Annotated in this window: 22 protein-coding genes; 16 read left to right on the forward strand and 6 right to left on the reverse strand. The window is 73.2% G+C overall.

The genetic code is table 11. The annotated features are described in order from the left end of the window. The 9 genes from QK442_RS25915 (at position 1) to QK442_RS25955 (ending at position 7441) form a co-directional block, all read left to right on the forward strand. Positions 1-609 carry a riboflavin synthase gene (locus QK442_RS25915; protein WP_282696474.1) on the forward strand — a complete coding sequence of 203 codons (609 nt, stop codon included), beginning with the start codon at positions 1-3 and terminating at the stop codon, positions 607-609. Continuing rightward, complete coding sequence (locus QK442_RS25920) at positions 606-1241, forward strand: nicotinamide mononucleotide transporter family protein (RefSeq protein ID WP_282696475.1); 636 nt, start codon at positions 606-608, stop codon at positions 1239-1241. Before QK442_RS25915 ends, QK442_RS25920 begins: the two co-directional genes overlap by 4 nt. After that, on the forward strand, positions 1238-2509 hold the full coding sequence (locus QK442_RS25925) for a bifunctional 3,4-dihydroxy-2-butanone-4-phosphate synthase/GTP cyclohydrolase II (protein WP_282696476.1): 1272 nt from the start codon (positions 1238-1240) through the stop codon (positions 2507-2509). The genes QK442_RS25920 and QK442_RS25925 overlap by 4 nt, the downstream gene beginning before the upstream one ends. A gap of 29 nt (positions 2510-2538) precedes the next feature. Beyond that, complete coding sequence (gene ribH / locus QK442_RS25930) at positions 2539-3024, forward strand: 6,7-dimethyl-8-ribityllumazine synthase (protein WP_282696477.1); 486 nt, start codon at positions 2539-2541, stop codon at positions 3022-3024. A 34-nt stretch (positions 3025-3058) separates the two neighbouring features. Continuing rightward, on the forward strand, positions 3059-3340 hold the full coding sequence (locus QK442_RS25935) for a phosphoribosyl-ATP diphosphatase (RefSeq protein WP_282696478.1): 282 nt from the start codon (positions 3059-3061) through the stop codon (positions 3338-3340). Positions 3341-3388: 48 nt separating this feature from the next. After that, entirely contained in the window at positions 3389-4237 is an 849-nt protein-coding gene (gene hisG / locus QK442_RS25940) for an ATP phosphoribosyltransferase (RefSeq protein WP_282696479.1), read from the forward strand. Positions 4238-4272: 35 nt separating this feature from the next. Further along, positions 4273-4725, forward strand: coding sequence for a PH domain-containing protein (locus QK442_RS25945; RefSeq protein ID WP_282696480.1), 453 nt, complete (start codon positions 4273-4275; stop codon positions 4723-4725). A gap of 323 nt (positions 4726-5048) precedes the next feature. Continuing rightward, positions 5049-6389, forward strand: coding sequence for a hemolysin family protein (locus QK442_RS25950; RefSeq protein ID WP_282696481.1), 1341 nt, complete (start codon positions 5049-5051; stop codon positions 6387-6389). After that, positions 6386-7441 (forward strand): hemolysin family protein, encoded by a 1056-nt coding sequence (locus QK442_RS25955; protein ID WP_282696482.1) that lies wholly within the window; start codon positions 6386-6388, stop codon positions 7439-7441. The genes QK442_RS25950 and QK442_RS25955 overlap by 4 nt, the downstream gene beginning before the upstream one ends. A gap of 21 nt (positions 7442-7462) precedes the next feature. Here the strand turns inward: QK442_RS25955 and QK442_RS25960 are convergent, their stop codons facing one another. Beyond that, positions 7463-9382, reverse strand: a complete 1920-nt coding sequence (locus QK442_RS25960) for an AAA family ATPase (RefSeq protein ID WP_282696483.1) — start codon at positions 9380-9382, stop codon at positions 7463-7465. A gap of 308 nt (positions 9383-9690) precedes the next feature. Beyond that, the gene (locus QK442_RS25965) at positions 9691-10320 is read right to left on the reverse strand and encodes a hypothetical protein (RefSeq protein ID WP_282696484.1); all 630 of its coding nucleotides are present in this window, start codon (positions 10318-10320) and stop codon (positions 9691-9693) included. 183 nt (positions 10321-10503) lie between these two features. Between QK442_RS25965 and QK442_RS25970 the strand changes: the two genes are divergently transcribed. Then, entirely contained in the window at positions 10504-11874 is a 1371-nt protein-coding gene (locus QK442_RS25970; RefSeq protein WP_282696485.1) for a peptidase C39 family protein, read from the forward strand. Positions 11875-11905: 31 nt separating this feature from the next. Here the strand turns inward: QK442_RS25970 and QK442_RS25975 are convergent, their stop codons facing one another. Then, positions 11906-12091: a hypothetical protein gene (locus QK442_RS25975; protein WP_282696486.1), complete on the reverse strand. Its 186-nt coding sequence runs from the start codon at positions 12089-12091 to the stop codon at positions 11906-11908. Between the two features lie 397 nt (positions 12092-12488). Here QK442_RS25975 and QK442_RS25980 point away from each other — a divergent pair, with 397 nt between their 5' ends. Next, positions 12489-13610 carry a hypothetical protein gene (locus QK442_RS25980; RefSeq protein ID WP_282696487.1) on the forward strand — a complete coding sequence of 374 codons (1122 nt, stop codon included), beginning with the start codon at positions 12489-12491 and terminating at the stop codon, positions 13608-13610. 128 nt (positions 13611-13738) lie between these two features. Then, the gene (locus QK442_RS25985) at positions 13739-14845 is read left to right on the forward strand and encodes a phosphotransferase family protein (RefSeq protein ID WP_282696488.1); all 1107 of its coding nucleotides are present in this window, start codon (positions 13739-13741) and stop codon (positions 14843-14845) included. Here the strand turns inward: QK442_RS25985 and QK442_RS25990 are convergent. Continuing rightward, entirely contained in the window at positions 14842-15228 is a 387-nt protein-coding gene (locus QK442_RS25990) for a hypothetical protein (RefSeq protein WP_282696489.1), read from the reverse strand. The genes QK442_RS25985 and QK442_RS25990 overlap by 4 nt on opposite strands. Before the next feature lie 226 nt (positions 15229-15454). Here QK442_RS25990 and QK442_RS25995 point away from each other — a divergent pair, with 226 nt between their 5' ends. The 4 genes from QK442_RS25995 (at position 15455) to fxsA (ending at position 19498) form a co-directional block, all read left to right on the forward strand. Then, on the forward strand, positions 15455-15895 hold the full coding sequence (locus tag QK442_RS25995; RefSeq protein WP_030493658.1) for an Lrp/AsnC family transcriptional regulator: 441 nt from the start codon (positions 15455-15457) through the stop codon (positions 15893-15895). A 9-nt stretch (positions 15896-15904) separates the two neighbouring features. Then, positions 15905-17533: an amidohydrolase gene (locus QK442_RS26000; RefSeq protein WP_282696490.1), complete on the forward strand. Its 1629-nt coding sequence runs from the start codon at positions 15905-15907 to the stop codon at positions 17531-17533. Positions 17534-18004: 471 nt separating this feature from the next. Then, entirely contained in the window at positions 18005-18781 is a 777-nt protein-coding gene (locus QK442_RS26005; protein ID WP_282696491.1) for a polyprenol monophosphomannose synthase, read from the forward strand. A 120-nt stretch (positions 18782-18901) separates the two neighbouring features. Then, entirely contained in the window at positions 18902-19498 is a 597-nt protein-coding gene (fxsA, locus tag QK442_RS26010) for an FxsA family membrane protein (protein WP_282696492.1), read from the forward strand. Between the two features lie 94 nt (positions 19499-19592). On the opposite strand, the gene QK442_RS26015 is transcribed toward fxsA, so the two are convergent. After that, a complete protein-coding gene (locus QK442_RS26015; protein WP_026278069.1) occupies positions 19593-19967 on the reverse strand; it encodes an RNA polymerase-binding protein RbpA in 375 nt (124 codons plus the stop codon). A gap of 256 nt (positions 19968-20223) precedes the next feature. Then, positions 20224-21606 (reverse strand): MFS transporter, encoded by a 1383-nt coding sequence (locus QK442_RS26020; RefSeq protein WP_282696493.1) that lies wholly within the window; start codon positions 21604-21606, stop codon positions 20224-20226. Positions 21607-21623 lie beyond the last annotated feature (17 nt).

Raw genomic sequence — 21623 nt, forward strand, 5'->3', positions numbered from 1 at the left:
GTGTTCACCGGAATCGTCGAAGAGCTGGGCGAGGTCGTCGCCGTCGAGCAGCTGCCGGACGCCTCCCGCTTCCGCCTCCGCGGCCCCGTCGTCACCGAGGGCGCCCGCCACGGCGACTCCATCGCCGTCAACGGCGTCTGTCTGACGGTGGTCGAGACCGGTGACGGCGAGTTCACCGCCGACGTCATGGCCGAGACCCTCAAGCGCTCCTCCCTCGGCGCACTGGAGCCCGGCTCCCGGGTCAACCTGGAGCGCCCCATGGCCGTCGGCGGCCGGCTCGGCGGCCACATCGTCCAGGGCCACGTGGACGGCACCGGCACGATCCTGGAGCGGACCCCGTCCGAGCACTGGGAGCTCGTCCGCGTCGGCCTCCCCGCGGACCTCGCCCGCTACGTCGTCGAGAAGGGCTCCATCACCGTCGACGGCGTCAGCCTCACCGTCGTCGAGGTCGGCGACGACTGGTTCACCATCAGCCTCATCCCCACCACCCTCGCTCTGACCACGCTCGGTCACAAGCAGCCCGGCGCCCCGGTCAACCTCGAAGTGGACGTCATCGCCAAGTACGTCGAGCGGCTGCTCGGCCCGAACGGACAGGGGAACGCCAAGTGAACTGGCTCAACTCCGAGGCGTTCACCGTCCTCGACCAGAAGATCATCTGGTCGGACCTGATCGGCAACACCGTCGGCCTCATAGCCCTGGCCCTCGGCTGGCGCCGCTCCATCCTCACCTGGCCCGCCCAGCTCCTCTCCGGCCTGATCCTCGTCGGCGCCTACGCCACCGCCCACCTCTCCGGCGGCGTCGGCAAGCAGCTCCTCGTCATCGGCGTCGCCGCCTGGGGCTGGTGGCAGTGGAACCAGGGCAGGCGGCAGGCGCAGGACGGCTCCATCGCCGTCCGCTTCGCCACCTGGAAGGAGCGCGGCCTCCTCGCCGGCGGCGCCGTCCTCGGCACCCTCGCCGTCGGCGGGCTCTTCACCCTCTACCCGTCGCTCTCCTGGAGCCCCTGGGCCGACGCGTACATCTTCGTCGGCACCCTCGTCGCGATGGTCGCCCAGGCCCGCGGCCTGGTCGAGTTCTGGTTCGCCTGGCTCCTCGTCGACCTCGTCGGCGTCCCGCTCGCCTTCAGCAGCGGCCTCGCCTTCTCCGGCCTCGTCTACGTCGTCTACTTCGCCCTCGTCCTGTGGGGCATGCGCGACTGGTGGCTCCGGTCCCGCACCCCCGCCCTGGAAGGAGCCCCCGCATGAGTGTCTGGGACATCGAGGAGGACCTCGCCCTCGACCCCGTCGAGCAGGCGATCCGCGACATCGCCGCCGGCCGCCCCGTCGTCGTCGTCGACGACGAGGACCGGGAGAACGAGGGCGACCTCGTCATCGCCGCGGAGAAGGCCACCCCCGAGGTCGTCGCCTTCATGATGACCGAGTGCCGCGGCCTGATCTGCGCCCCCATGGAGCACGACGAGCTGGAACGGCTCCGCCTCCCGCAGATGGTCGAGAACAACACCGAGTCCATGCGGACCGCCTTCACCGTCTCCGTCGACGCGGGCCCCGAACACGGCGTCACCACCGGCATCTCCGCCGCCGACCGCGCCACCACCCTCCAGATGCTCGCGAGCGGCCGGCACGAGCCGTCCGACTTCGTCCGCCCCGGCCACATCTTCCCGCTGCGCGCCCGCGAGGGCGGCGTCCTCGCCCGCCCCGGACACACCGAGGCCGCCGTCGACCTCGCCCGCCTCGCGGGCCTGCGACCGGCCGGCGCGATCGTCGAGATCGCCGGCGAGGACGGCGTGATGCTCCGACTGCCCGAACTGATCCCCTTCGCCCGCAAGCACGGCCTGACGATCATCTCCATCGAGGACCTGATCGCCTACCGCCGCTCCGCCGACCCCACCGTCCGCCGCGAGGCCGAGGTCAACCTCCCCACCGCCCACGGCGACTTCACCGCCTACGGCTACCGCTCCACCGTCGACGGCGTCGAGCACGTCGCCCTCGTCCACGGGGAGATCGGCGACGGCACCGACGTCCTCGTCCGGGTCCACTCGGAGTGCCTCACCGGCGACATCTTCCACTCGCTGCGCTGCGACTGCGGCCCCCAGCTCCAGGCCTCCCTGGACCGCATCCAGGAGGCCGGCCGCGGCGTCGTCGTCTACCTCCGCGGCCACGAGGGACGCGGCATCGGCCTGCTCTCCAAGCTGCGCGCGTACGAGCTCCAGGAACGCGGCCGCGACACCCTCGACGCCAACCTCGAACTCGGCCTGCCCGCCGACGCCCGCGACTACGCCGCCGGCGCGCAGATCCTCGCCGACCTCGGCGTCCGCAGCCTCCGGCTCATGACCAACAACCCCGACAAGATCGACGCCCTCACCCGCCACGGCCTCGCCGTCGAGGGCCGCGAGCCGATGCCCGTCACGGCCGGCGAGCACAACCTCCGCTACCTGCGCACCAAGCGGGACCGGATGGGCCACGACCTCCCCTGGCTGGACGCCTCCCCGGCCTCCACCTGCGGCAACCAGTAACCATTCCCGTACGACCTGCAAGGAGAACCATGAGCGGCAAGGGCGCACCCGTCCTCAGCGTGAAGAACTGCGGCGACCTGCGGGTCGCGGTCGTCGCGGCCCAGTGGCACGAGAAGATCATGGACGGCCTCGTCGACGGCGCCCTGCGCGCCCTGTCCGAACTCGGCATCGACGAGCCCACCCTGCTCCGTGTCCCGGGCAGCTTCGAGCTCCCCGTCGTGGCCAAGGTCCTCGCCGGACGCGGTTACGATGCCGTCGTGGCGCTCGGCGTCGTCATCCGCGGCGGGACGCCCCACTTCGAGTACGTGTGTCAGGGCGTCACCCATGGCCTCACCCAGGTCTCGATCGACACCGGCGTACCCGTCGGATTCGGCGTCCTGACCTGTGACACCGAGGAACAGGCCCTCGACCGGGCCGGCCTCGAAGGCTCCAGCGAGGACAAGGGCCACGAGGCCGTCACCGCCGCCGTCGCCACCGCGACCATCCTGCGCACGGTCAGCGAACCCTGGCGCTAGGGGCTCCCTCTCCACCCCGTACTCTTAGGACATCATGGCGAACGAAACCCGTAAAAGCTTCGAAGACCTCTTCGCCGAGCTGAAGCTCAAGGCCGAGACCGGCGACCCCGCCACCTCCCGCACCGCGGAACTGGTCGGCAAGGGCGTCCACGCCATCGGCAAGAAGGTCGTCGAGGAGGCCGCCGAGGTCTGGATGGCCGCCGAGTACGAGGGCAAGGAAGCTGCCGCCGAGGAGATCTCGCAGCTGCTGTACCACGTCCAGGTGATGATGGTCGCCCGCGGGATCTCCCTCGACGACGTCTACGCCCACCTCTGAGCACCCCTCCGTCTCCCCACCACTCCCCAGGCAAAGGAAGCCCCTCCCATGCTGCGCATCGCCGTCCCCAACAAGGGTTCCCTCTCCGGACCTGCGTCGGCCATGCTCCATGAGGCCGGCTACCGCCAGCGCAAGGAGTCCAAGGAGCTCGTCGTCATCGACCCCGACAACGAGGTCGAGTTCTTCTACCTGCGGCCCAAGGACATCGCCATCTACGTGGCCTCCGGGAAGCTGGACATCGGCATCACCGGCCGTGACCTGCTCCTCGACTCCGGCGCCAGCGCCGAGGAGATCCTGGCGCTGAACTTCGGCCGCTCCACCTTCCGTTACGCCACCCGCCCCGGCACCGCCGACGGGCCCGAGGACTTCGCCGGGATGACGATCGCCACCTCCTACGAGGGCATCGTCGCCAAGCACCTCGCCGACCAGGGCATCGACGCCTCCGTCGTGCACCTCGACGGCGCCGTCGAGACCGCGATCCAGCTGGGCGTCGCCCAGGTCATCGCCGACGTCGTCGAGACCGGCACCAGCCTGCGCAACGCGGGCCTGGAAGTCATCGGCGAGCCGATCCTGAAGTCCGAGGCGGTCGTCGTCCGCCGCCACGGCGCCGAGGCCGACCACCCGCAGGTCCAGCAGTTCCTGCGCCGCCTCCAGGGCGTCCTGGTCGCCCGCAGCTACGTGATGATGGACTACGACTGCCGCGCCGAGCACCTGGAGCAGGCCGTCGCCCTCACCCCGGGCCTGGAGTCGCCGACCGTCTCCCCGCTGCACAACGAGGGCTGGGTCGCCGTCCGCGCCATGGTCCCCGCCAAGGACGCGCAGCGGATCATGGACGACCTGTACGAGCTGGGCGCCCGCGCGATCCTCACCACCGCGATCCACGCCTGCCGTCTCTGAGCCCCGCCGCACCACTCCTGGCACCGAGGAACCCGATGTCCGAGCCGACCACGCCCGCCCTCCCGGTCACCTTCCGGCCGGGCCGCACCCGCGCCGTCCTGCTGACCGTGGGCGTCGCCATGTTCGCGGCGATCACCGCCGTGGCGATGATGCTGGAACGGCTCGGACCGGGGGAGCGGGCCAGCTTCGTCTTCACCGCCGCGCTCTTCCTCGGCGTCCTCGTGCTGCTGAGCCGCCCCAAGGTCGTCGCCGACGACGAGGGCGTCACGGTCGTCAACATCACCCGCACCCGGCGCCTCGCCTGGGCGGAGATCCTCCGCGTCAACCTGCGCCCCGGCGACCCGTGGGTCTTCCTGGACCTCAGCGACGGCACCAGCCTGCCCGCCCTCGGCATCCAGCCGGGCATCGCCAAGGAGTCCGCGATCAAGGACGCCCGCGCCCTGCGCGCCCTCGCGGAGAGCCACGGCACCGGCGTCGAGGCGGCCTGAACTCCTGGGACGGGGCCTCAGCCCCTCATCCGGGCCTGAACTCCTGACAGGGGGCTGAACCCCTGACACGGGGCCGGGGGAAACCCCTGATCAGAGCCGGGGAGAACCCCCCTCCGTCCCCCATCCGGGGCGTCCCCCTGCCACACGGGGCGTCCGCGTGACTACTCTTGAGGCGGTGGTGCCGGGTGCACCACCGCCTCGCGCTGTGCAGGGCCGCCGCCGGCGGCCCGCGAGGCCGCCTTTCGACCCGAGGAGTGACTCCCTCCGGCAATGGACGGATCGTCCGGTAGTACCTGCGCCGCCCCCTCTCCCGAGGCGGCGGCATGATCGTCTCCCTGCTGCTCCTCCTGGCAGCCTTCCTCCTGATCCTCGCCAACGGCTTCTTCGTCGCCGCCGAGTTCGGTCTCGTGACCGTCGAGCGCGCGGAGGCCGAGCGGGCCGCGGCCGCCGGTGACCGGCGCGCCCGCACCGTCGTCTCGGCGTTGCGCGAGCTGTCCTTCCAGCTCTCCGGCACCCAGCTCGGCATCACCCTCACCTCGCTCGTCGTCGGCATGCTCGCCGAGCCCGCGCTCGCCGGACTGCTGCGCCCCCCGCTGACCGCCACCGGGCTGCCCCCGGGCGCCGTCTCCGGGATCGCCGTGGTGATCGGCATGCTGCTCGCCTCCGCGGTGCAGATGGTCGTCGGCGAACTCGTCCCCAAGAACTGGGCGGTCTCCCGGCCGCTCCAGGTCGCCCGTTTCGTCGCCGCTCCGCAGCGCCGTTTCTCCGCCGTCTTCCGGCCGGTGATCGCCCTGCTCAACCGGGTGGCGAACGGCCTGGTCCGCGCGCTCGGCGTCGAGCCCACCGAGGAGCTGGACTCCGTCCGCACCCCCGGCGAGCTGGAATCCCTCGCCCGGCACTCGGCCCGGGCCGGCGCCCTCGAACAGGACACCGCCGACCTCTTCGTACGGACCCTGTCCCTCGGCGGGCTCACCGCCGAGCAGGTCATGACCCCGCGCGTGAAGGTCAGCGCCCTCCAGTGGGACGCCACCGCGGCCGACGTCCTCAACCTCACCCGCGCCACCGGCCTCTCGCGCTTCCCGGTCTACCGGGACCGCATCGACGAGGTCGTCGGCATGGTCCACCTCAAGGACGCGCTCGCCGTCGCCCCCGACGCCCGGCCGCGCACCTCCGTCGGACGGATCGCGGTCCCGCCGCTCCTCGTCCCCGAGACGCTGCCCGTCCAGACCCTCCTGGAGCGGCTGCGCCACGAGCAGCCGATCGCCGTCGTCGTCGACGAGTACGGCGGCACGGCCGGTGTGGTCACCCTGGAGGACATCGTCGAGGAACTCGTCGGCGAGGTCCGCGACGAGCACGACACCGCCGCCGACGCCCACCCCGAACTGGCCGCCGCGCCCGCCGAGGACGGCCGCCCCGCCTGGGAGGCCGACGGCTCCTGCCGGGTCCACACCCTGCGCCGGATAGGCCTCGACGTGCCGGACGGGCCGTACGAGACCGTCGCCGGGCTCGTCGCCGACCTGCTCGGCCGGATCCCGGCCCCCGGCGACCGGGCCGAACTCCCCGGCTGGCGCCTCTCGGTGCGCCGGGTGGACCGCTTCCGGGCCGAACGGGTCCGGATCGTGCGCACCGCGCCGGTGCCCGTCCCCGCGGAGGCGGTCCGATGAGCACCCTCCAACTCCTCCTCGCCCTGCTCCTCGTCCTGGCCAACGGCTTCTTCGTCGGCGCCGAGTTCGCGCTCGTCTCCGTCCGCCGCAGCCAGATCGAGCCCCTCGGCGGCGCCCGCGCCACACAGGTGCTGTACGGCCTGGAGAACCTGCCGCGGATGATGGCCGCCGCCCAGTTCGGCATCACCGTCTGCTCGCTCACCCTCGGCGCGGTCGCCGAACCGACCGTCGCCCACCTGCTCGAACCGGCCTTCCACGCCGTCGGCGTGCCGGCCGGACTCATCCACCCGCTCGGCTATGTGATCGCCCTCGCCGCGGTCGTCTTCCTCCACCTCGTCATCGGCGAGATGGTCCCGAAGAACCTCGCCATGGCGGCACCCGAACGGACCGCGCTCTGGCTCGCCCCCGCCCTGGTCGGCTTCGCCCGGCTCTGCCGACCGGTGACGACCGCCCTGGGCGCCTGCTCGCAGCTGGTCCTGCGGGCCTTCAGGGTCGAGCCGAAGGACGAGGTCGAGGCCGTCTTCACCAGCGCCCAGCTCGGGCGCCTGGTGGAGGACGCCGGGCAGGCCGGACTCCTCGCCCCGGCCGAGCAGGAGCGCCTGGAGGACGCCCTGGAGCTGGGCAGCCGCCCGGTCATCGACGTCCTCATCCCGGCCGCCGCCCTGGTCACCGTCCCGCCGTCGGTCACCCCGGGGGAGATCGAGGAGCTGACCGTACGGACCGGCTACTCGCGCTTCCCGGTCCGCGCCGAGGGCCGCCACCAGGGCGTCTTCCTGGGCTTCGTGCACGTGAAGGACGTCCTGGACCTGGAGGAGCGGGAGCGGGCGGTGCCGCAGCAGCTGTGGCGCCCGATGGCGACGCTCCGCCCTGAGCTGCCGCTCGACGACGCCCTCGGCGTGATGCGCCGGGCCGCGACCCACCTCGCGCAGGTCGCCGACGGCTCGGGACGGGTCCTCGGCCTGGTCGCCCTGGAGGACGTCCTGGAGACGCTGGTGGGCGAGGTCCGCGACCCCGCGCACCGGCTGAACCCCGCCCCGGCGCCCGCCGTCTAGCCCCCGGCCCCGGGGGATGGCTCAGAACGGGGGCTCCTGCTGGGGGCCGCGGTCCGCAGGACCGCGGCCCGACAGCACCTCCCCGTACGCCTGCATCAGGTCCGCGAGCCGCAGCGTCGCCAGGTCCTCGCGGGTGAGCGTGCCCGGATAGCCGGAGAGCCGCAGGTCCCGGTAGGCGCAGGACTTCTCGTACAGGGTGCGCAGGAAGCGTCCGTTGCCCAGCTCGTCGATCCAGCCCTGCTCGACCACGTGGGCGCTGATCGAACGCAGCTCCTCCAGGGCCTCCTCGTCCCAGCCGTCGCCGTTGGCGGCGGCCAGCACCTCGCCGATCGCGGTCAGTTCGAGCGGCCGGTACGAGGGGAAGTCGACCCGGGTGGTGAACCGGGAGGAGAGCCCGGGGTTGGCCGCGAGCAGCCGGTCCATGCCCTCCGGGTAGCCCGCCAGGATGACGACGAGGTGGTCCCGGTTGTCCTCGGCCCGCTTCAGGAGCACCTGGAGGGCCTCGTCGCCGTAGGCGTCGCCCTTGCTGTAGCCGGAGTTGGAGAGCGCGTACGCCTCGTCGACGAAGAGCACCCCGCCGACCGCCGAGTCGATCAGCTCGTTCGCCTTCACCGCCGTCTGGCCCAGGAACTCGCCGACCAGATCGGCCCGTTGGGCCTCCACCAGATGGTCGCCGCCGAGCAGGCCGAGCGCGTAGAAGACCCGGCCGAGGATCCGCGCCACGGTCGTCTTGCCGGTGCCGGACGGCCCGGAGAAGACGAAGTGCCGCTTCGGCGGCTGCACCGGCAGCCCCTGCCCGGCCCGCAGCCGGGCCATCTCCAGCTGCGCCGACAACGCCTTGACCTGCCGCTTCACGGGTTCGAGCCCGACCATGCCCTCCAGCTCGGCCAGCGCCTCGGCGAGCAGCACCGGATCGGTCGGCCCGGCCGGGAAGCGCGGAGGACCGGCCTGCGCGGGCACCGGCGAGCTGTGCCGTACGCCCTCCGGGGGCGCGGCCGGCGCGCCGGGCGGCACCGGCTCGGGGGAGCGCCGCAGCCCGTCGCCGCCGAGGACCCCGGACTCCGGCTCGGGGCCGGGGGCGGTGTCCGTGCCGTCCTGGCCGGGGGCGCCGCCGGACGCGCCGAGCGCGACCGTGGCGAGCCCGGCCTGCTCGTCCATGCCGTCGAGCCCGTCGAAGCCGTCGTACTCGGCGATGGCGGCGAGCCGGGCCGCGGTGTCCATGAACGCGGGGTCGACGCGGTGCACCGCGCGGTAGAGGGGGAGGGCGGCGGCGCTGCGGCCGGTGCCCTCGTGGGCGCGGGCGAGCCAGTAGCGCAGCTCCTTGCGCTGCGGCTGCTCGCTGCGACAGCGCATCAGCGCCGCCGACAGCAGCGGCTCCGCCTGCCCGTACATCTCCAGGCGCACCCGGGCCATGCCGCCGAAGAGACCGGCCTCGATGCCGAGCAGCGGGTCGTCCACGAGCGGTTCGGTGTGCCGGACCAGCTGCTCCCAGTCCTTGATCAGATAGGCGCGGCAGGCGTGCAGGAAGCGGACCTGCGGGTCGGTGTCGACCGGCGGCAGCTCGGCGAGAGCCCGGTCGAGCTCCGGCACGTGCCGTCCGTCGAGCCAGTGGGAGGCGTGCGCGAGCAGCAGGTCGCGCGGACTTTCGAGCACCGGCTGCACCCACCAGCCCAGCCAGTACCAGGAGTTGAGGGTGCGGCGGTGCCGGGCGCGCTGCTCGCCGAAGCGCTCGCGGTTGCGGTACATGCGCAGCAGCGCGGTCGTGGTCTCCACCCGGAGCGCGTGCAGCCCCAGCCAGGCGTCCGCCATGCCGGGATCGCTCCGCACCGCGGCCCGGAACTCCTCCTCGGCCTGCGGATAGGCGCCCATCGTGTAGGCGTCCACTCCGCGCAGCCAGGCGAGCTCGGCGGGGGCCTGTGAGCCCTGCGTGCCGATGTCCATCGGGTCCCCCACAACCGTCGGCGTATGGACGGGATTTGACCGCACCTGCGGGCATCGTACCTGCGCAGGACCGGTGTGCTTAAGGAGAAGCGAAAGATCCGGAAGCCGTGACCCTGGGTGATCCTGCAGGGGTGGCGGGGGCTTCGTGAGGGGCGCGGCGGGCGGAACGAAGCCCCCGGTCACGGGGGAACAACCGGGGGCTTCGCGTCCGCGGCGGCCGTCGAAAGCCGCACATTCAGAACGTAAGACCTGTACGCCCCCGGGGTCAAGCGGAGTTGGAGCACGTATGGAAACGGACTTCCGGGAACTCAGTCCACCGCCATCAGGCCGTCACGGTGGGTGATGATCCGGCCCGCGCCCGCGGTCACAGCAGGCCCGGGAAGCCAGTCGTACCCCTCGCCACGCTCCCGTACCAGGGTGTCGGCGAAGGGCCGCGACGGATCCCCGGAGAAATGGCGAGTCTCCGCCACCACCCAGCTGTCCCAGAACTCCGCCTGCTCCGGCCCGTCCCGGCGCCGGCCCCGCTCCCAGGACGCCCCGGCCGGCCGCTCCATCCACAGCAGCCACGCCAGGTGCGGGCGCAGCTCCCGCCGCCCGGCCCCCACCCCCTCCACCAGTACCACCGGCGCGGGCGGCAGCTCGCGGGCGGGGCCGAAGCGCCGCAGGATCCAGTCGTACGGGTGATAGCGCGCGGTCGCGCCGCGCCCCAGCGGCTCCAGGATCTGTTCGCGCAGTCGGCCGGTCCAGGCGAAGAGCTCCTCGTGGGTGGCGAGGTCGTCGAGCCGGAGGACGGGCGCCCCGCCGAGGGCGGCGGCGAGCCGGCCGGCGAGGGTGGACTTGCCGGAGCCGGCGTGGCCGTCGACCGCGACGAGCCGGACCGGCCCCAGCGAGGGCGGCAGCCGGAGCAGCGCGCGGGCCGCGCGGTCGAGGTCGTCCATGCGGCCCAGGGTAGGCCAGGGGCGCCGCCGCAGGTCAGCGTGGTGCCGTCGTCACTGGTCCACACCCATGACGGTGGCGGCGACGCGGGCCGAAGTGCTGGCGCGGGCCCCGTCGAGCCGGGATAGTGGGCCCGCGCAGCCCCGCCCGATCGCCGTCCCGTCCCATGACTGGGGGTTCTCGCCATGCCCGGATCAGCGTCACGCCGGACCGTCCTCGCCGCGGCGCTCGCGGCCGCCGCGGGCACGGCCGCGACCGGAGCCGTACCGGCCTCGGCGGCCGAACCCGCCCCCGCTCCCGGAGGGGACGCGGGCGCCGGGGCGCCCGGGACCGTGGCCAACCGCTTCTGGTCCACCCTCACCGACTGGCGGTCCGGGGCCGCCGAGGGGACCCGGGCCGTCGCGGGGCACCGGCCGGGGCTGGTCCTGGACGCCCCCCTGGGCCGTACCGACCACACCGACCCGCACACCGGACGTACCTCCCCCTGGGAGTACGCCCGCTGGACCTCGCCCGCGCACACCCCGGCCGTCCCCGCCACCGAGGTGATCGCCTCCTGGAACGCGCGGACCCCGGCCGGCACCTGGCTGCAGGTCGAGCTGTCCGGCACGTACTCCGACGGGACGGACACCCCGTGGTACGTGATGGGCCGGTGGGCCTCCGGCGACACCGACATCCGGCGCACCTCGGTGGACGACCAGACCGACGGCCGCAGCAGCGTCTGGACCGACACCCTCGCGGTCGACGACCCCGCGAGCGGCCTGCGGCTCGCCGCGTACCGGCTGAGACTCACCCTCTACCGCCGCCCCGGCACGACGCTCACCCCCACCGTCTGGCGGCTCGGCGCGATGGCCTCGGACGTTCCCGACCGCTTCACCGTCCCTGCCTCCGTGCCCGGCCTCGCCCGCGAGCTGGCCGTCCCCCGCTACTCGCAGAACATCCACATCGGCCGGTACCCCGAGTACGACAACGGCGGCGAGGCCTGGTGCAGCCCGACCTCCTCGCAGATGATCGTCGAGTACTGGGGCCGCCGCCCCTCCGCCGAGGACCTGGCCTGGGTGAACCCCGACTACGCCGACCCGCAGGTCTGCCACGCGGCCCGCTTCACCTACGACCACCAGTACGCAGGCTGCGGCAACTGGCCCTTCAACGCCGCCTACGCCGCCACCTACCCCGACCTGAACGCGGTGGTGACCCGGCTCCGCTCCCTCGCCGACCTGGAGACCCTGATCGCCGCCGGCATCCCGGCCATCACCTCCCAGTCCTTCCGCGCGGAGGAACTGACCGGCGCCGGCTACGGCACCTCCGGCCACCTCATGACCGTGATCGGCTTCACCGCCGACGGCGACGTGATCGCCAACGACCCCGCCTCCCCGACCGACGAGGCCGTCCGCCGGGTCTACCGGCGGCGCGAGTGGGAGAACATCTGGCTGCGGACGAAGCGGTACGACGCGAACGGCAGGGTCAGGAGCGGTACGGGCGGGGTCTGCTACCTGTACTTCCCCGAGCGGCCGACTTCCGCGCAGTGCAAGGCGCTTCGGGCCGTCGGGGTGCTCTGAGCCGCGGTCCGCCGGGGCCTCGCCGTCGTGGTCACCGGGCGGCGCCGGGCGGGACCAGGACGCCACTGGCCCGGACGGTCCGGTCGGCCCAGACGGGGCCCGCGGCGAGCCGCGCCCACTCGGCGTCCCGGCGGCCCGGCAGGGTGCGGCCCTGGCTGGCCCAGAGCGCGTACAGGGCCTGGTAGATCGGCGGGTCCGGGTGGACCTGCACGGGCACCGGCGCGGGCAGGGGGGCTGGTACGGGGGTGGGCGCGGGTGTTCTCTCCGGGGCCGGAGCCTGCGCGGGGACCGGGGTCGGCGCGGCGGCGACGGGGGAGGGGCCGGGCAGGTCCGGCGCCTCCGGAATGCGGCGCGGAACCGATTCTTCACCGCGTGGGTCAGTCTGCCGGTGCCGACCGACTCCGCTGGGTGTGGAGTACAGCGTGGTCATGACCGGACCAACGCGCCCCGGGCCGTCGGGTCACCGTCGGACGGATTCGAGCGGCAGTTCGTCCCTTACCCGCGTCTTACCCGCGTCCGCGTGTGCTCCAGGCCTGGGGCCCGTGCACGACTCTGGCCCCGGTCACGGTTGCTGACGTACCGTCAGATCCTCTTCGAGGACCAGGAGGTCAGCCGTGGACGACGACCGGCCCGTCGCGCTCGACGAATACCCCGTGCACCAGGCCCCGCTGTCGATGAAGCACCACGTCAGCGGCGACCGGAACGCCTACGACCGCTGCATCTTCCACGTCTTCGACCACGGCGGCCGGGCCCTGCTCATCGCCGGGCTCGGCGTCTACCCCAACACCGGGGTCGTCGACGCCTACGCCACCCTGCGCACCGGCGACCGGCTGCACGCCGTCCGCGCCTCCGACGCGCTCGGCGACGACCGGATGCGGCTGGAGGTCGGTCCGCTGCGGATCACCGTCGACGAACCGCTGCGGCGCTTCACCCTGAGCTGCGCCGCCGACCCGGGCGACCCCGACGGGCTCTCCTTCGACCTCGCCTGGACCGGCGACTTCCCGGCCGTCTGGGAGCCGCACCACCTCCAGCGCACCGGCGGCCGGCTCACCCTGGAGGGCCGCCGGTTCGTCCAGGCCGGCCGGTGCACGGGCACCGTGCGGGCCGGCGGCGAGCGGTTCGACGTCACGGCGGGGGAGTGGACCGGGACCCGCGACCGCAGCTGGGGCGTCCGTCCGATCCCCGGCGAGGAGCCGGGCCGCGCCGCCGAACTCCGCCCCGAGGGCTTCCACTGGCTCTGGATCCCCATGCGCTTCGAGGACCGCTTCGTGATGGTCGTCGCGCAGGAGGACGCCGACGGCTACCGCACCCTCAACCAGGCCCTGCTCGTCCGCGACGGCCACCGGGACGTCCAACTCGGCTGGCCCCGCACCGAGATCGCCTACCGGTCCGGCACCCGCCACCCCGAGAGCGCCGTCGTCCACCTCACCGACCCCACCGGCAAGCCCCTGGAGATCGGCGTCGAGGTCCTCGCCTCCTCCCCGCTCGCCGTCGGCGCGGGCTACCCGCCCGCCGACGACTGGCAGCACGGCACCTGGCAGGGGCGCGACTGGGCCGACCGGCGCGTCTACGACCTCTCCGACCCGGCCGCCCATCCGCTCGCCGCCTACGGCGTCACCGACCACTCCGCCCGCTTCACCCTCGACGGCCGCACCGGTCACGGCATCTTCGAACACGGCTCCTTCGGCCGCCACGACCCCAGTGGCTTCACGGACTTCACCTCCACGGCCCCCTGATCCCCGCCCCTGAGCCGCTACGCGGCGAGCCCCTGCAGAACCCGGCGAGCGGGCTGAGCGCGGCTGGGGCCGTGAGCTCGGCCGAAGTGCTACCGGAGGCAACCGAGCCCGAACGAGAAGGAGCCCCCATGGTCACGGCACCCCGACCCCGCACCACCACCCGCGACCCCGAGGAGCTGGCCGCGCGGCTCACCGCCTGGCTCGACCGGCGGCTGCCCGGCGCCACGGTCTCCGGCCTCGCCGTGCCCGGCTCCAACGGCATGTCCAGCGAGACCCTGCTCTTCGACCTGGAGCACCCGGACGCGCCCGTGCGCGGCTGCGCCCTCCGGCTGGCCGCCGACCCCGCCGCGTACACCGTCTTCCCCGTCTACGACATGGCCCGCCAGCACCGCGTGATGGCGCTCGTCGCCGAGCACACCGACGTGCCCGTGCCACGGGTGCTCTGGCTGGAGGAGGACCCGGAACCGCTCGGCGCCCCCTTCTTCGTGATGGCCCGCGCCGAGGGCCGCGTCCCGCCGGACGTCATGCCCTACACGTACGAGGGGAACTGGCTGCACTCCGCCACCGACGCCCAACGGGCCGCGCTGGAGGCCGAGTCGGTGGGTGTCCTGGCCCGGCTGCACGACCAGTTCCCGGCGAAGGAGGCCGAGTTCCTGCTCCCGGACGGCACCGGCAGCCCGCTGCGCCGCCACGTCGACGCCCAACGCGCCTACTACGCCTGGGTGGTGGAAGGGCTGGCACCCTCACCGCTCATCGAGGCCGCCTTCGCGCGCCTGGAGGAGCTGTGGCCGGACGACGAGGGGCCCGCGGTGCTCTGCTGGGGCGACGCCCGGATCGGGAACATCGTCTACGACGGCTTCGCCCCCGCCGCCGTCCTCGACTGGGAGATGGCGGCCTGCGCGCCCCGCGAGGTGGACCTCGGGTGGACCGTCTACCTGCACCGTTTCTTCCAGGACCTGACCGTGGGCTTCGGCCAGCCGGGCCTGCCCGGCCTCCTGCGCCGCGACGCGGTCGAGCGGCGGTACGCCGAGCTCACCGGCCACGTGCCGCGCGCGATGGAGTTCCACACCCTGTACGCGGCGCTGCGGCACGCGATCGTGATGCTGAGGATCGCGTACCGCCAGGCGTACTTCGGCGAGGTCGAGGTCCCCGCGGACCCCGACCGCCTGATCCTGCACCACGCCACCCTCGCGGCGATGGTGCGCGGAAGCTACTGGAGCGACACGGACGCCTAGGCGGCGCGGCGCAGCTGCGCCGGACGGATCGGGCGCGAGCCCGGGCCGCCGATGTGCGAGAAGGGCTGCGTCCGCCAGTCGAGTCCCTGAGGCAGCGTCAGGAGCAGGGAGGTGTCCTGCTCCTGGACCCCCAGGCCGTCGTCGGCCGAGCGGGCCTCGGCGGCGGGCCGGCCGGTGCCCGGGCAGACCGTCAGGGTGAAGGGGTTCCACGGCGACGGGCAGAGGGCGTGCTCGGGCAGCGCGTCCTCGTCCGCCAGCAGGGCGATCGGCTGATCGCACTGCGGGCACATCACCCGGAACATCTCAAAGGTGTCGTACGCGTCGAACTCGTCGGCCGTGTCGGCCTGGGCGGACGTGTCGACGGAATCAACGGGCTCCTGCATGGAGAATCTCCCCCTCGGACGGGTCGGCCGAATGTCGTGCGGCCGGGACCACAGCAAGCCCTTCCCATGCGGAACTCCGCATAACCGTGAGCCGCCTCTCGACCCCCGGCCCAAACCTGTGGCGTTCGTCACATGCCTGTCGCAGGTGCCCCGTGACCGCCCATAGCGCCCCATACGGCCCGCTCCCCACTGGGCCCGGGACCCTTCGGCGCAATAGGGTCGGCGCATGGAGGAGCTGGATCGTCAGATCGTCGAGTTGCTCGTCAAGGACGGGCGCATGAGCTACACCGACCTGGGCAAGGCCACCGGCCTGTCCACCTCGGCCGTGCATCAGCGCGTCCGCCGCCTGGAGCAGCGCGGTGTCATCCGCGGCTATGCCGCCGTCGTCGACCCCGAGGCGGTGGGCCTCCCGCTCACCGCCTTCATCTCGGTCAAACCCTTCGACCCCAGTGCCCCCGACGACACCCCCGACCGGCTCGCCGACATCCCCGAGATCGAGGCCTGTCACAGCGTCGCCGGCGACGAGAACTACATCCTCAAGGTCCGCGTCGCCACCCCCCTGGAGCTGGAGCACCTGCTCAGCCGGATCCGCTCCCAGGCGCACGTCTCCAGCCGCACCACCGTCGTCCTGTCCACCCCGTACGAAGCCAGGCCGCCGCGCATTTAGCCTGGTCGCATGAGCGAAAGCCTGAACTCCGGCGAACACCGCACCGTGCTGCTGCGCGGTGGAGAAGTCCACAGCCCCGCCGACCCCTTCGCCACCGCCATGGTGGTGGAGCGCGGTCACATCGCCTGGGTGGGCGAGGAGGGCGCCGCCGACGCCTTCGCCTCCGGCGTGGACGAGGTGATCGACCTGGAGGGCGCGCTCGTCGCCCCGGCCTTCGTGGACGCCCACGTCCACACCACGGCCACCGGCTTCGCGCTCACCGGCCTCGACCTGTCCTCCGCCGCCTCGCTCGCCGAGGCGGCGGAGCTGATCCGCGCCCACGCCGCCGCCCGCCCCGAGGACCGCATCCTCGTCGGACACGGCTGGGACGCCTCCCGCTGGCCCGAGCGGCGTCCGCTCACGCGTGAGGAGCTGGACGGCCTCACCGGCGGCCGCCCGCTCTACCTCACCCGGATCGACGTCCACTCGGCCGTCGTCACCACCGCGCTGCTCGACCTCGTCCCCGGCGTACGGGACCTGGGCGGCTTCCACGACGGGCGCGCCCCGCTGACCGGCGACGCCCACCACGCGGTCCGCGCCGCCGCCTTCGCCGCCGTCTCCCCGCGCCAGCGCACCGAGGCCCAGCGCGCCGCCCGCGCCCACGCCGCCTCCCTCGGCATCGGCACCCTCCACGAGTGCGGCGGGCCGCGGATCTCCTCCGAGGACGACTTCACCGGCCTGATGGACCTCGCCCGCAGCGAGCCCGGCCCCCGCGTGGTCGGCTACTGGGCCGACCTCGACATCGAGCGGGCCCGTGCGCTCGGCGCCCTCGGTGCGGCCGGCGACCTCTTCGCCGACGGCTCCCTCGGCTCGCACACCGCCTGCCTCCACGAGCCGTACGCGGACTCCGCCGGCCACACCGGATCCGCCCACCTGGACGCCGCCACCGTCGCCGCCCATGTCGTCGCCTGCACCGAGGCGGGCCTCCAGGCCGGCTTCCACGCCATCGGCGACGCCGCCGTCACCGCCGTCGTCGACGGCGTCCGGGCCGCCTCGGAGAAGCTCGGCCTCGCCCGGATCCGGGCCGCCCGGCACCGCGTCGAGCACGCCGAGATGCTCACCCCCGAGACGATCGCCGCCTTCGCCGAGCTCGGCCTCACCGCCTCCGTCCAGCCCGCCTTCGACGCGCTCTGGGGCGGCGAGGAGGGCATGTACGCCGAGCGGCTCGGCGCCGAACGGGCCCGCACCCTCAACCCGTACGCGGCCCTGCTGCGCGCCGGCGTGCCGCTGGCCTTCGGCTCCGACAGCCCGGTCACCCCGCTGGACCCCTGGGGGACCGTCCGCGCCGCCGCCTTCCACCGCACCCCCGAGCACCGCGTCTCGGTCCGGGCCGCCTTCACCGCCCACACGCGCGGCGGCTGGCGCGCGGTCGGACGGGACGACGCCGGCACCCTGGTCCCCGGCGCCCCCGCCGACTACGCGATCTGGCGGACCGGCGACCTGGTCGTCCAGGCGCCCGACGACCGGGTGGCCCGCTGGTCCACCGACCCGCGCTCCGGGACGCCCGGTCTGCCCGATCTGTCCCCCGGGGCCGACCTCCCTGTCTGCCTGCGGACCGTGGTGCACGGACAGACGGTGTTCGTACGTCCGAACGAGTGATGTCCGGTTGACGGCCACCCGGATGTGCGTGCCACGGGTTCCTGCCCGACCTGCGCATCTCCCCGTCCGGCCTGCGGCTTCTCGGGAACTCCGCAGGTCAAGCGGGTGTTGACAGGCGACCACCAGGGGCGGGTAGGTTCTCCCGCGTCCACCACAGGACATCCGACCGGATCACGCCTCCTCGCCCGTGCCGACCGCCGCCCGCGCCTCGGCCGCGAAGGAAGGTTCCGCCGGCGGAAGGTGCGACCCGGGTGGGGCCCGGACGTTCAGTAGACAACGGCCTCGTGCCGATCCGCAGCCGGCGGGTCCCGGGTCGGACCGAAGGACGTCGGGCCCCGCACCGCACCGCACCGCACCGCACCACCCGCCCCCTCCGCCCCGCCGCGTCGCACGTCTCACACCCCGCAGGACCGGACCACGCCGGAGACCTCGCTAAGGTGGGGGCCTGTGTCTGTATCCGAAGGGGCAGTAGTGAACGACGGTGGCGTGAGGCGTTACGGCCCGCTCGGCAAGGCCTTGGTGATCATTCCGACCTACAACGAGGCGGACAACATCAGGCCGATCGTCGCGCGCGTGCGGGAGGCCGTGCCGGAGGCGCACGTGCTCGTCGCCGACGACAACAGCCCCGACGGCACGGGCAAGTTCGCCGACGAGATCGCGGCGGAGGACGACCACGTCCACGTCCTGCACCGCAAGGGCAAGGAGGGGCTGGGCGCCGCCTACCTCGCCGGCTTCCGCTGGGGCATGGAGCACGGCTTCGACGTTCTCGTCGAGATGGACGCCGACGGCTCCCACCAGCCCGAGGAGCTGCCCCGACTGCTCACCGCGCTCAAGGGCGCCGACCTCGTCCTCGGCTCCCGCTGGGTGCCGGGCGGCCGGATCGTGAACTGGCCGAAGTCCCGTGAGTTCATCTCCCGCGGCGGCAGCCTCTACTCCCGCGTGATGCTCGACGTCCCGATCCGTGACGTCACCGGCGGCTACCGGGCCTTCCGCAAGGAGACCCTGGAGGGCCTGGGCCTGGACGACGTGGCCTCCGCCGGCTACTGCTTCCAGGTCGACCTGGCCCGCCGGGCCGTCGCCGCCGGCTTCCACGTCGTCGAGGTCCCCATCACCTTCGTCGAGCGCGAGGTCGGCGACTCCAAGATGAGCCGCGACATCCTCGTCGAGGCCCTCTGGCGCGTCACCGGCTGGGGTCTCGCCGCCCGCGCCGAGAAGGTCACCAAGCTCCTCGGCCGCAAGCGCGGCTGACCCCCGGCCCGTACCGGCCCGGACCGCCCCGCGTGGTCCGGGCCGGGCCATTTCCCGCCACCTTCCGTCCTGATCTTTTCCTTACGACGTTCCTGCGGCGCGCCAGGCACACTGGACGGCATGACGACCGGCGCACCGCCCCCTCACGCACCCCAGCGCTCCCGTGCGCGCACCTTCCTCCCGCTGGGCCTCGCCGCCTGGCTGGTCCTGGAGATCTGGCTGCTCACCGTCGTGGCGAACGCGACGAGCGGGCTGATCGTGCTGCTGCTCCTCGTCGGCGGCGCCGTCCTCGGCGCCACCGTCGTCAAGCGGGCCGGCCGGCGGGCCTTCGCCAACCTCACCTCCACCTTCCAGCAGGCCCAGGACGCGGCCCGGAGCGGTACGGCCCCGAGTGCGGCCGACCGGAAGGGCGCCGAGGACCGCAACGGCTTCCTGATGCTCGGCGGCCTGCTCCTGATGATCCCCGGCCTGATCTCCGACGCCGCCGGACTGCTGCTGCTCGTGCCCCAGGTCCGCACGGCCCTCGGGCGCGCCGCGGAGAAGGCCGTGGAGCGCCGGATGGCCGCCGCATCCCCCGGCAGCCTCCAGGACGCCTTCCAGCAGGCCCGTATCCACCGCCCGGACGGAAAGGTGGTCCCGGGCGAGGTCATCCGTGACGACGCGCCCCGGGGGCCGTACGGCCCCGCCGACGGGCAGCGCCCGCCGCTGACGCCCTGACCACCGGCGTACCGCGAGGAACCGCGCGGACGCCGAGGGGCCCGGTACACGGATCGTGTACCGGGCCCCTCGGCGTTGCTCTGTCAGCCGTCCGTCAGGCGGACTTGCGGCTGTCGCGCGGGTGCACCGCGATGTTCATGGCGCCGGAGCGCAGGACGGCCAGCCTCTCGGCGAGGACCTCCTCCAGCTCCTCACGGGTACGCCGCTCCATGAGCATGTCCCAGTGCGTACGCGCCGGCTTGCCCTTCTTCTCCTCGGGACCGTCCCCGTCCACCAGGAGTGCCTGGCTTCCACAGACCTTGCATTCCCACTCCGGCGGAATCTCCGCCTCCACCGAGAAGGGCATCTCAAAACGATGGCCCTTCTCGCATGCGTACTCCACGGCCTGGCGCGGGGCCAGATCGATGCCGCGGTCGGTCTCGTAGCTGGTCACCACGAGGCGCGTGCCGCGAAGAGCTCGCTCACTCATGAATCGTGCCTCCCGGGCTTGTCGCCCACAGGACAGGTGTCGCTGTCGTCGTCATCCGGTCAACGTCCGGTCGGCGAGAAAGATTCCCGTTCCGGGTCATGCGTCGCCCGTCGTGCCGCCCCTTGTTGTACCCACCAGTGCCCGTTTTGTCACATCTGACGGCAGAATATGACTCGACGTTTTCACCAAAGCAGCACGCAGTAACGGTCCGCCTGGCAGGCCAAACGCGTACACTACCGGCCTTTCACTCCCGCGTCTAAATCCGCTCCGGCACGACGTTGCCCGCCGCCCGTACGGCGTCCCGCACGGGCACCCGCGCGAGCAGGGCGAAACCGGCCACGAAGAAGACCAGCAGAGAGATGATGGCAGCTCGGTAGCTGTCCGTCAGCTGGTACACGAGCCCGAACATCAGCGGCCCCAGCCAGCTCAGCCCGCGGTCGCTCAGCTCGTACGCCGAGAAGTACTCCGCCTCCTTGCCCTCCGGCACCAGGTGCGAGAACAGCGAACGGGACAGCGCCTGGGTGCCGCCCATCACGAGCCCGATGGCCGCCGCCAGACAGAAGAAGAGGACCGGCGCCCCGGCCGGCAGCAGATACCCGGCCAGGAGGATGACCGTCCACACGAGGAGTGCGCCCAGGATCGTCCGCTTGGCGCCGTGCGTCCGGGCGAACCGGGCCATCAGGAGCGCCCCGGCCACCGCGAGCACCTGCACAAGCAGCACCGCCGTGATGAGCGTCGTCTTCTCCAGGCCCAGCTCCTTCTCGCCGAAGATCGCGGCCTGGGAGATCACCGTCTGCACCCCGTCGTTGTAGACGAGGTACGCGAGGAGGAAGGCCAGCGTCAGAGGGTGCCGGCGCATGTCCTTCAGGGTCGACCGCAGCTGCCGCCAGCCCGCCCCGACGGTTCCCGAGCCCGCCGCGCCGTCCGCCCCGGCGGCCGCGGGCGGCAGCCGCCGGTCGCGCAGCCGGCGCAGCGGGATCAGCGCGAAAGCCCCCCACCACAGGCCCGCCGAGGCCAGGCAGATCCGCACCGCCTCGCCCTCCTCCAGGCCGAAGGAGTCGTGGGCCGAGTACAGGACCAGGTTGAGCACCAGGACCAGTGCGCCCGAGGTGTAGCCGAAGGCCCAGCCGCGCGAGGAGACCTCGTCCCGCTCCTCAGGGCCCGCGATCTGCGGCAGATAGGCGTTGTAGAGCATCATCGCGACCGCGAAGGCCGCGTTCGCCACGATCAGCAGGAACGCGCCGAGCAGGTACCGCGTGCCCTCCAGGAAGAACATCCCGGTGGTCGCGCCCGCCCCGATGTACGCCGCCGCCGCGAGCAGCGGCTTCTTCCGGCCCCGGCGGTCCGCCGCCGCGCTCACCAGGGGCATCGCGACAATGGCCACCACGAGCGAGACGGAGACCGCGTACGGGAAGAGCGAGCCCGGCGCCACGGGGATGCCGAGCGGGTACACGAGTCCGTCCTCGCCGCCCGCCGCGTTCTCGGCCACCGAGGTGAGGTACGGCCCCAGGAACACGGTCACGACGCTGGTCGAGTAGACCGAGCAGGCGAAGTCGTAGAAGTACCAGCCGCGCTGCTCCCGTCTGCGCGCGGCCGGATCGGTGATGGGCCCTTCAGGACCGGTCGTCTCGGCGGTCACGGCCGCACGCCCCCTCG

This window comes from Streptomyces sp. CC208A (assembly GCF_030010625.1).
Taxonomy (GTDB): Bacteria; Actinomycetota; Actinomycetes; order Streptomycetales; family Streptomycetaceae; genus Streptomyces.

Excerpts from the sequence above, each read along its gene's own strand:
- QK442_RS25935 (WP_282696478.1), top strand. The coding sequence starts at position 3,059 with ATGGCGAACGAAACCCGTAAAAGCTTCGAAGACCTCTTCGCCGAGCTG.
- hisG (WP_282696479.1), top strand. The coding sequence starts at position 3,389 with ATGCTGCGCATCGCCGTCCCCAACAAGGGTTCCCTCTCCGGACCTGCG.
- QK442_RS25950 (WP_282696481.1), top strand. The coding sequence starts at position 5,049 with ATGATCGTCTCCCTGCTGCTCCTCCTGGCAGCCTTCCTCCTGATCCTC.
- ribH (WP_282696477.1), top strand. The coding sequence starts at position 2,539 with ATGAGCGGCAAGGGCGCACCCGTCCTCAGCGTGAAGAACTGCGGCGAC.
- QK442_RS25965 (WP_282696484.1), bottom strand. The coding sequence starts at position 10,320 with ATGGACGACCTCGACCGCGCGGCCCGCGCGCTGCTCCGGCTGCCGCCC.
- fxsA (WP_282696492.1), top strand. The coding sequence starts at position 18,902 with ATGACGACCGGCGCACCGCCCCCTCACGCACCCCAGCGCTCCCGTGCG.
- QK442_RS26015 (WP_026278069.1), bottom strand. The coding sequence starts at position 19,967 with ATGAGTGAGCGAGCTCTTCGCGGCACGCGCCTCGTGGTGACCAGCTAC.
- QK442_RS25945 (WP_282696480.1), top strand. The coding sequence starts at position 4,273 with ATGTCCGAGCCGACCACGCCCGCCCTCCCGGTCACCTTCCGGCCGGGC.
- QK442_RS25985 (WP_282696488.1), top strand. The coding sequence starts at position 13,739 with ATGGTCACGGCACCCCGACCCCGCACCACCACCCGCGACCCCGAGGAG.
- QK442_RS25970 (WP_282696485.1), top strand. The coding sequence starts at position 10,504 with ATGCCCGGATCAGCGTCACGCCGGACCGTCCTCGCCGCGGCGCTCGCG.
- QK442_RS25995 (WP_030493658.1), top strand. The coding sequence starts at position 15,455 with ATGGAGGAGCTGGATCGTCAGATCGTCGAGTTGCTCGTCAAGGACGGG.
- QK442_RS25990 (WP_282696489.1), bottom strand. The coding sequence starts at position 15,228 with ATGCAGGAGCCCGTTGATTCCGTCGACACGTCCGCCCAGGCCGACACG.
- QK442_RS25955 (WP_282696482.1), top strand. The coding sequence starts at position 6,386 with ATGAGCACCCTCCAACTCCTCCTCGCCCTGCTCCTCGTCCTGGCCAAC.
- QK442_RS25960 (WP_282696483.1), bottom strand. The coding sequence starts at position 9,382 with ATGGACATCGGCACGCAGGGCTCACAGGCCCCCGCCGAGCTCGCCTGG.
- QK442_RS25925 (WP_282696476.1), top strand. The coding sequence starts at position 1,238 with ATGAGTGTCTGGGACATCGAGGAGGACCTCGCCCTCGACCCCGTCGAG.
- QK442_RS26000 (WP_282696490.1), top strand. The coding sequence starts at position 15,905 with ATGAGCGAAAGCCTGAACTCCGGCGAACACCGCACCGTGCTGCTGCGC.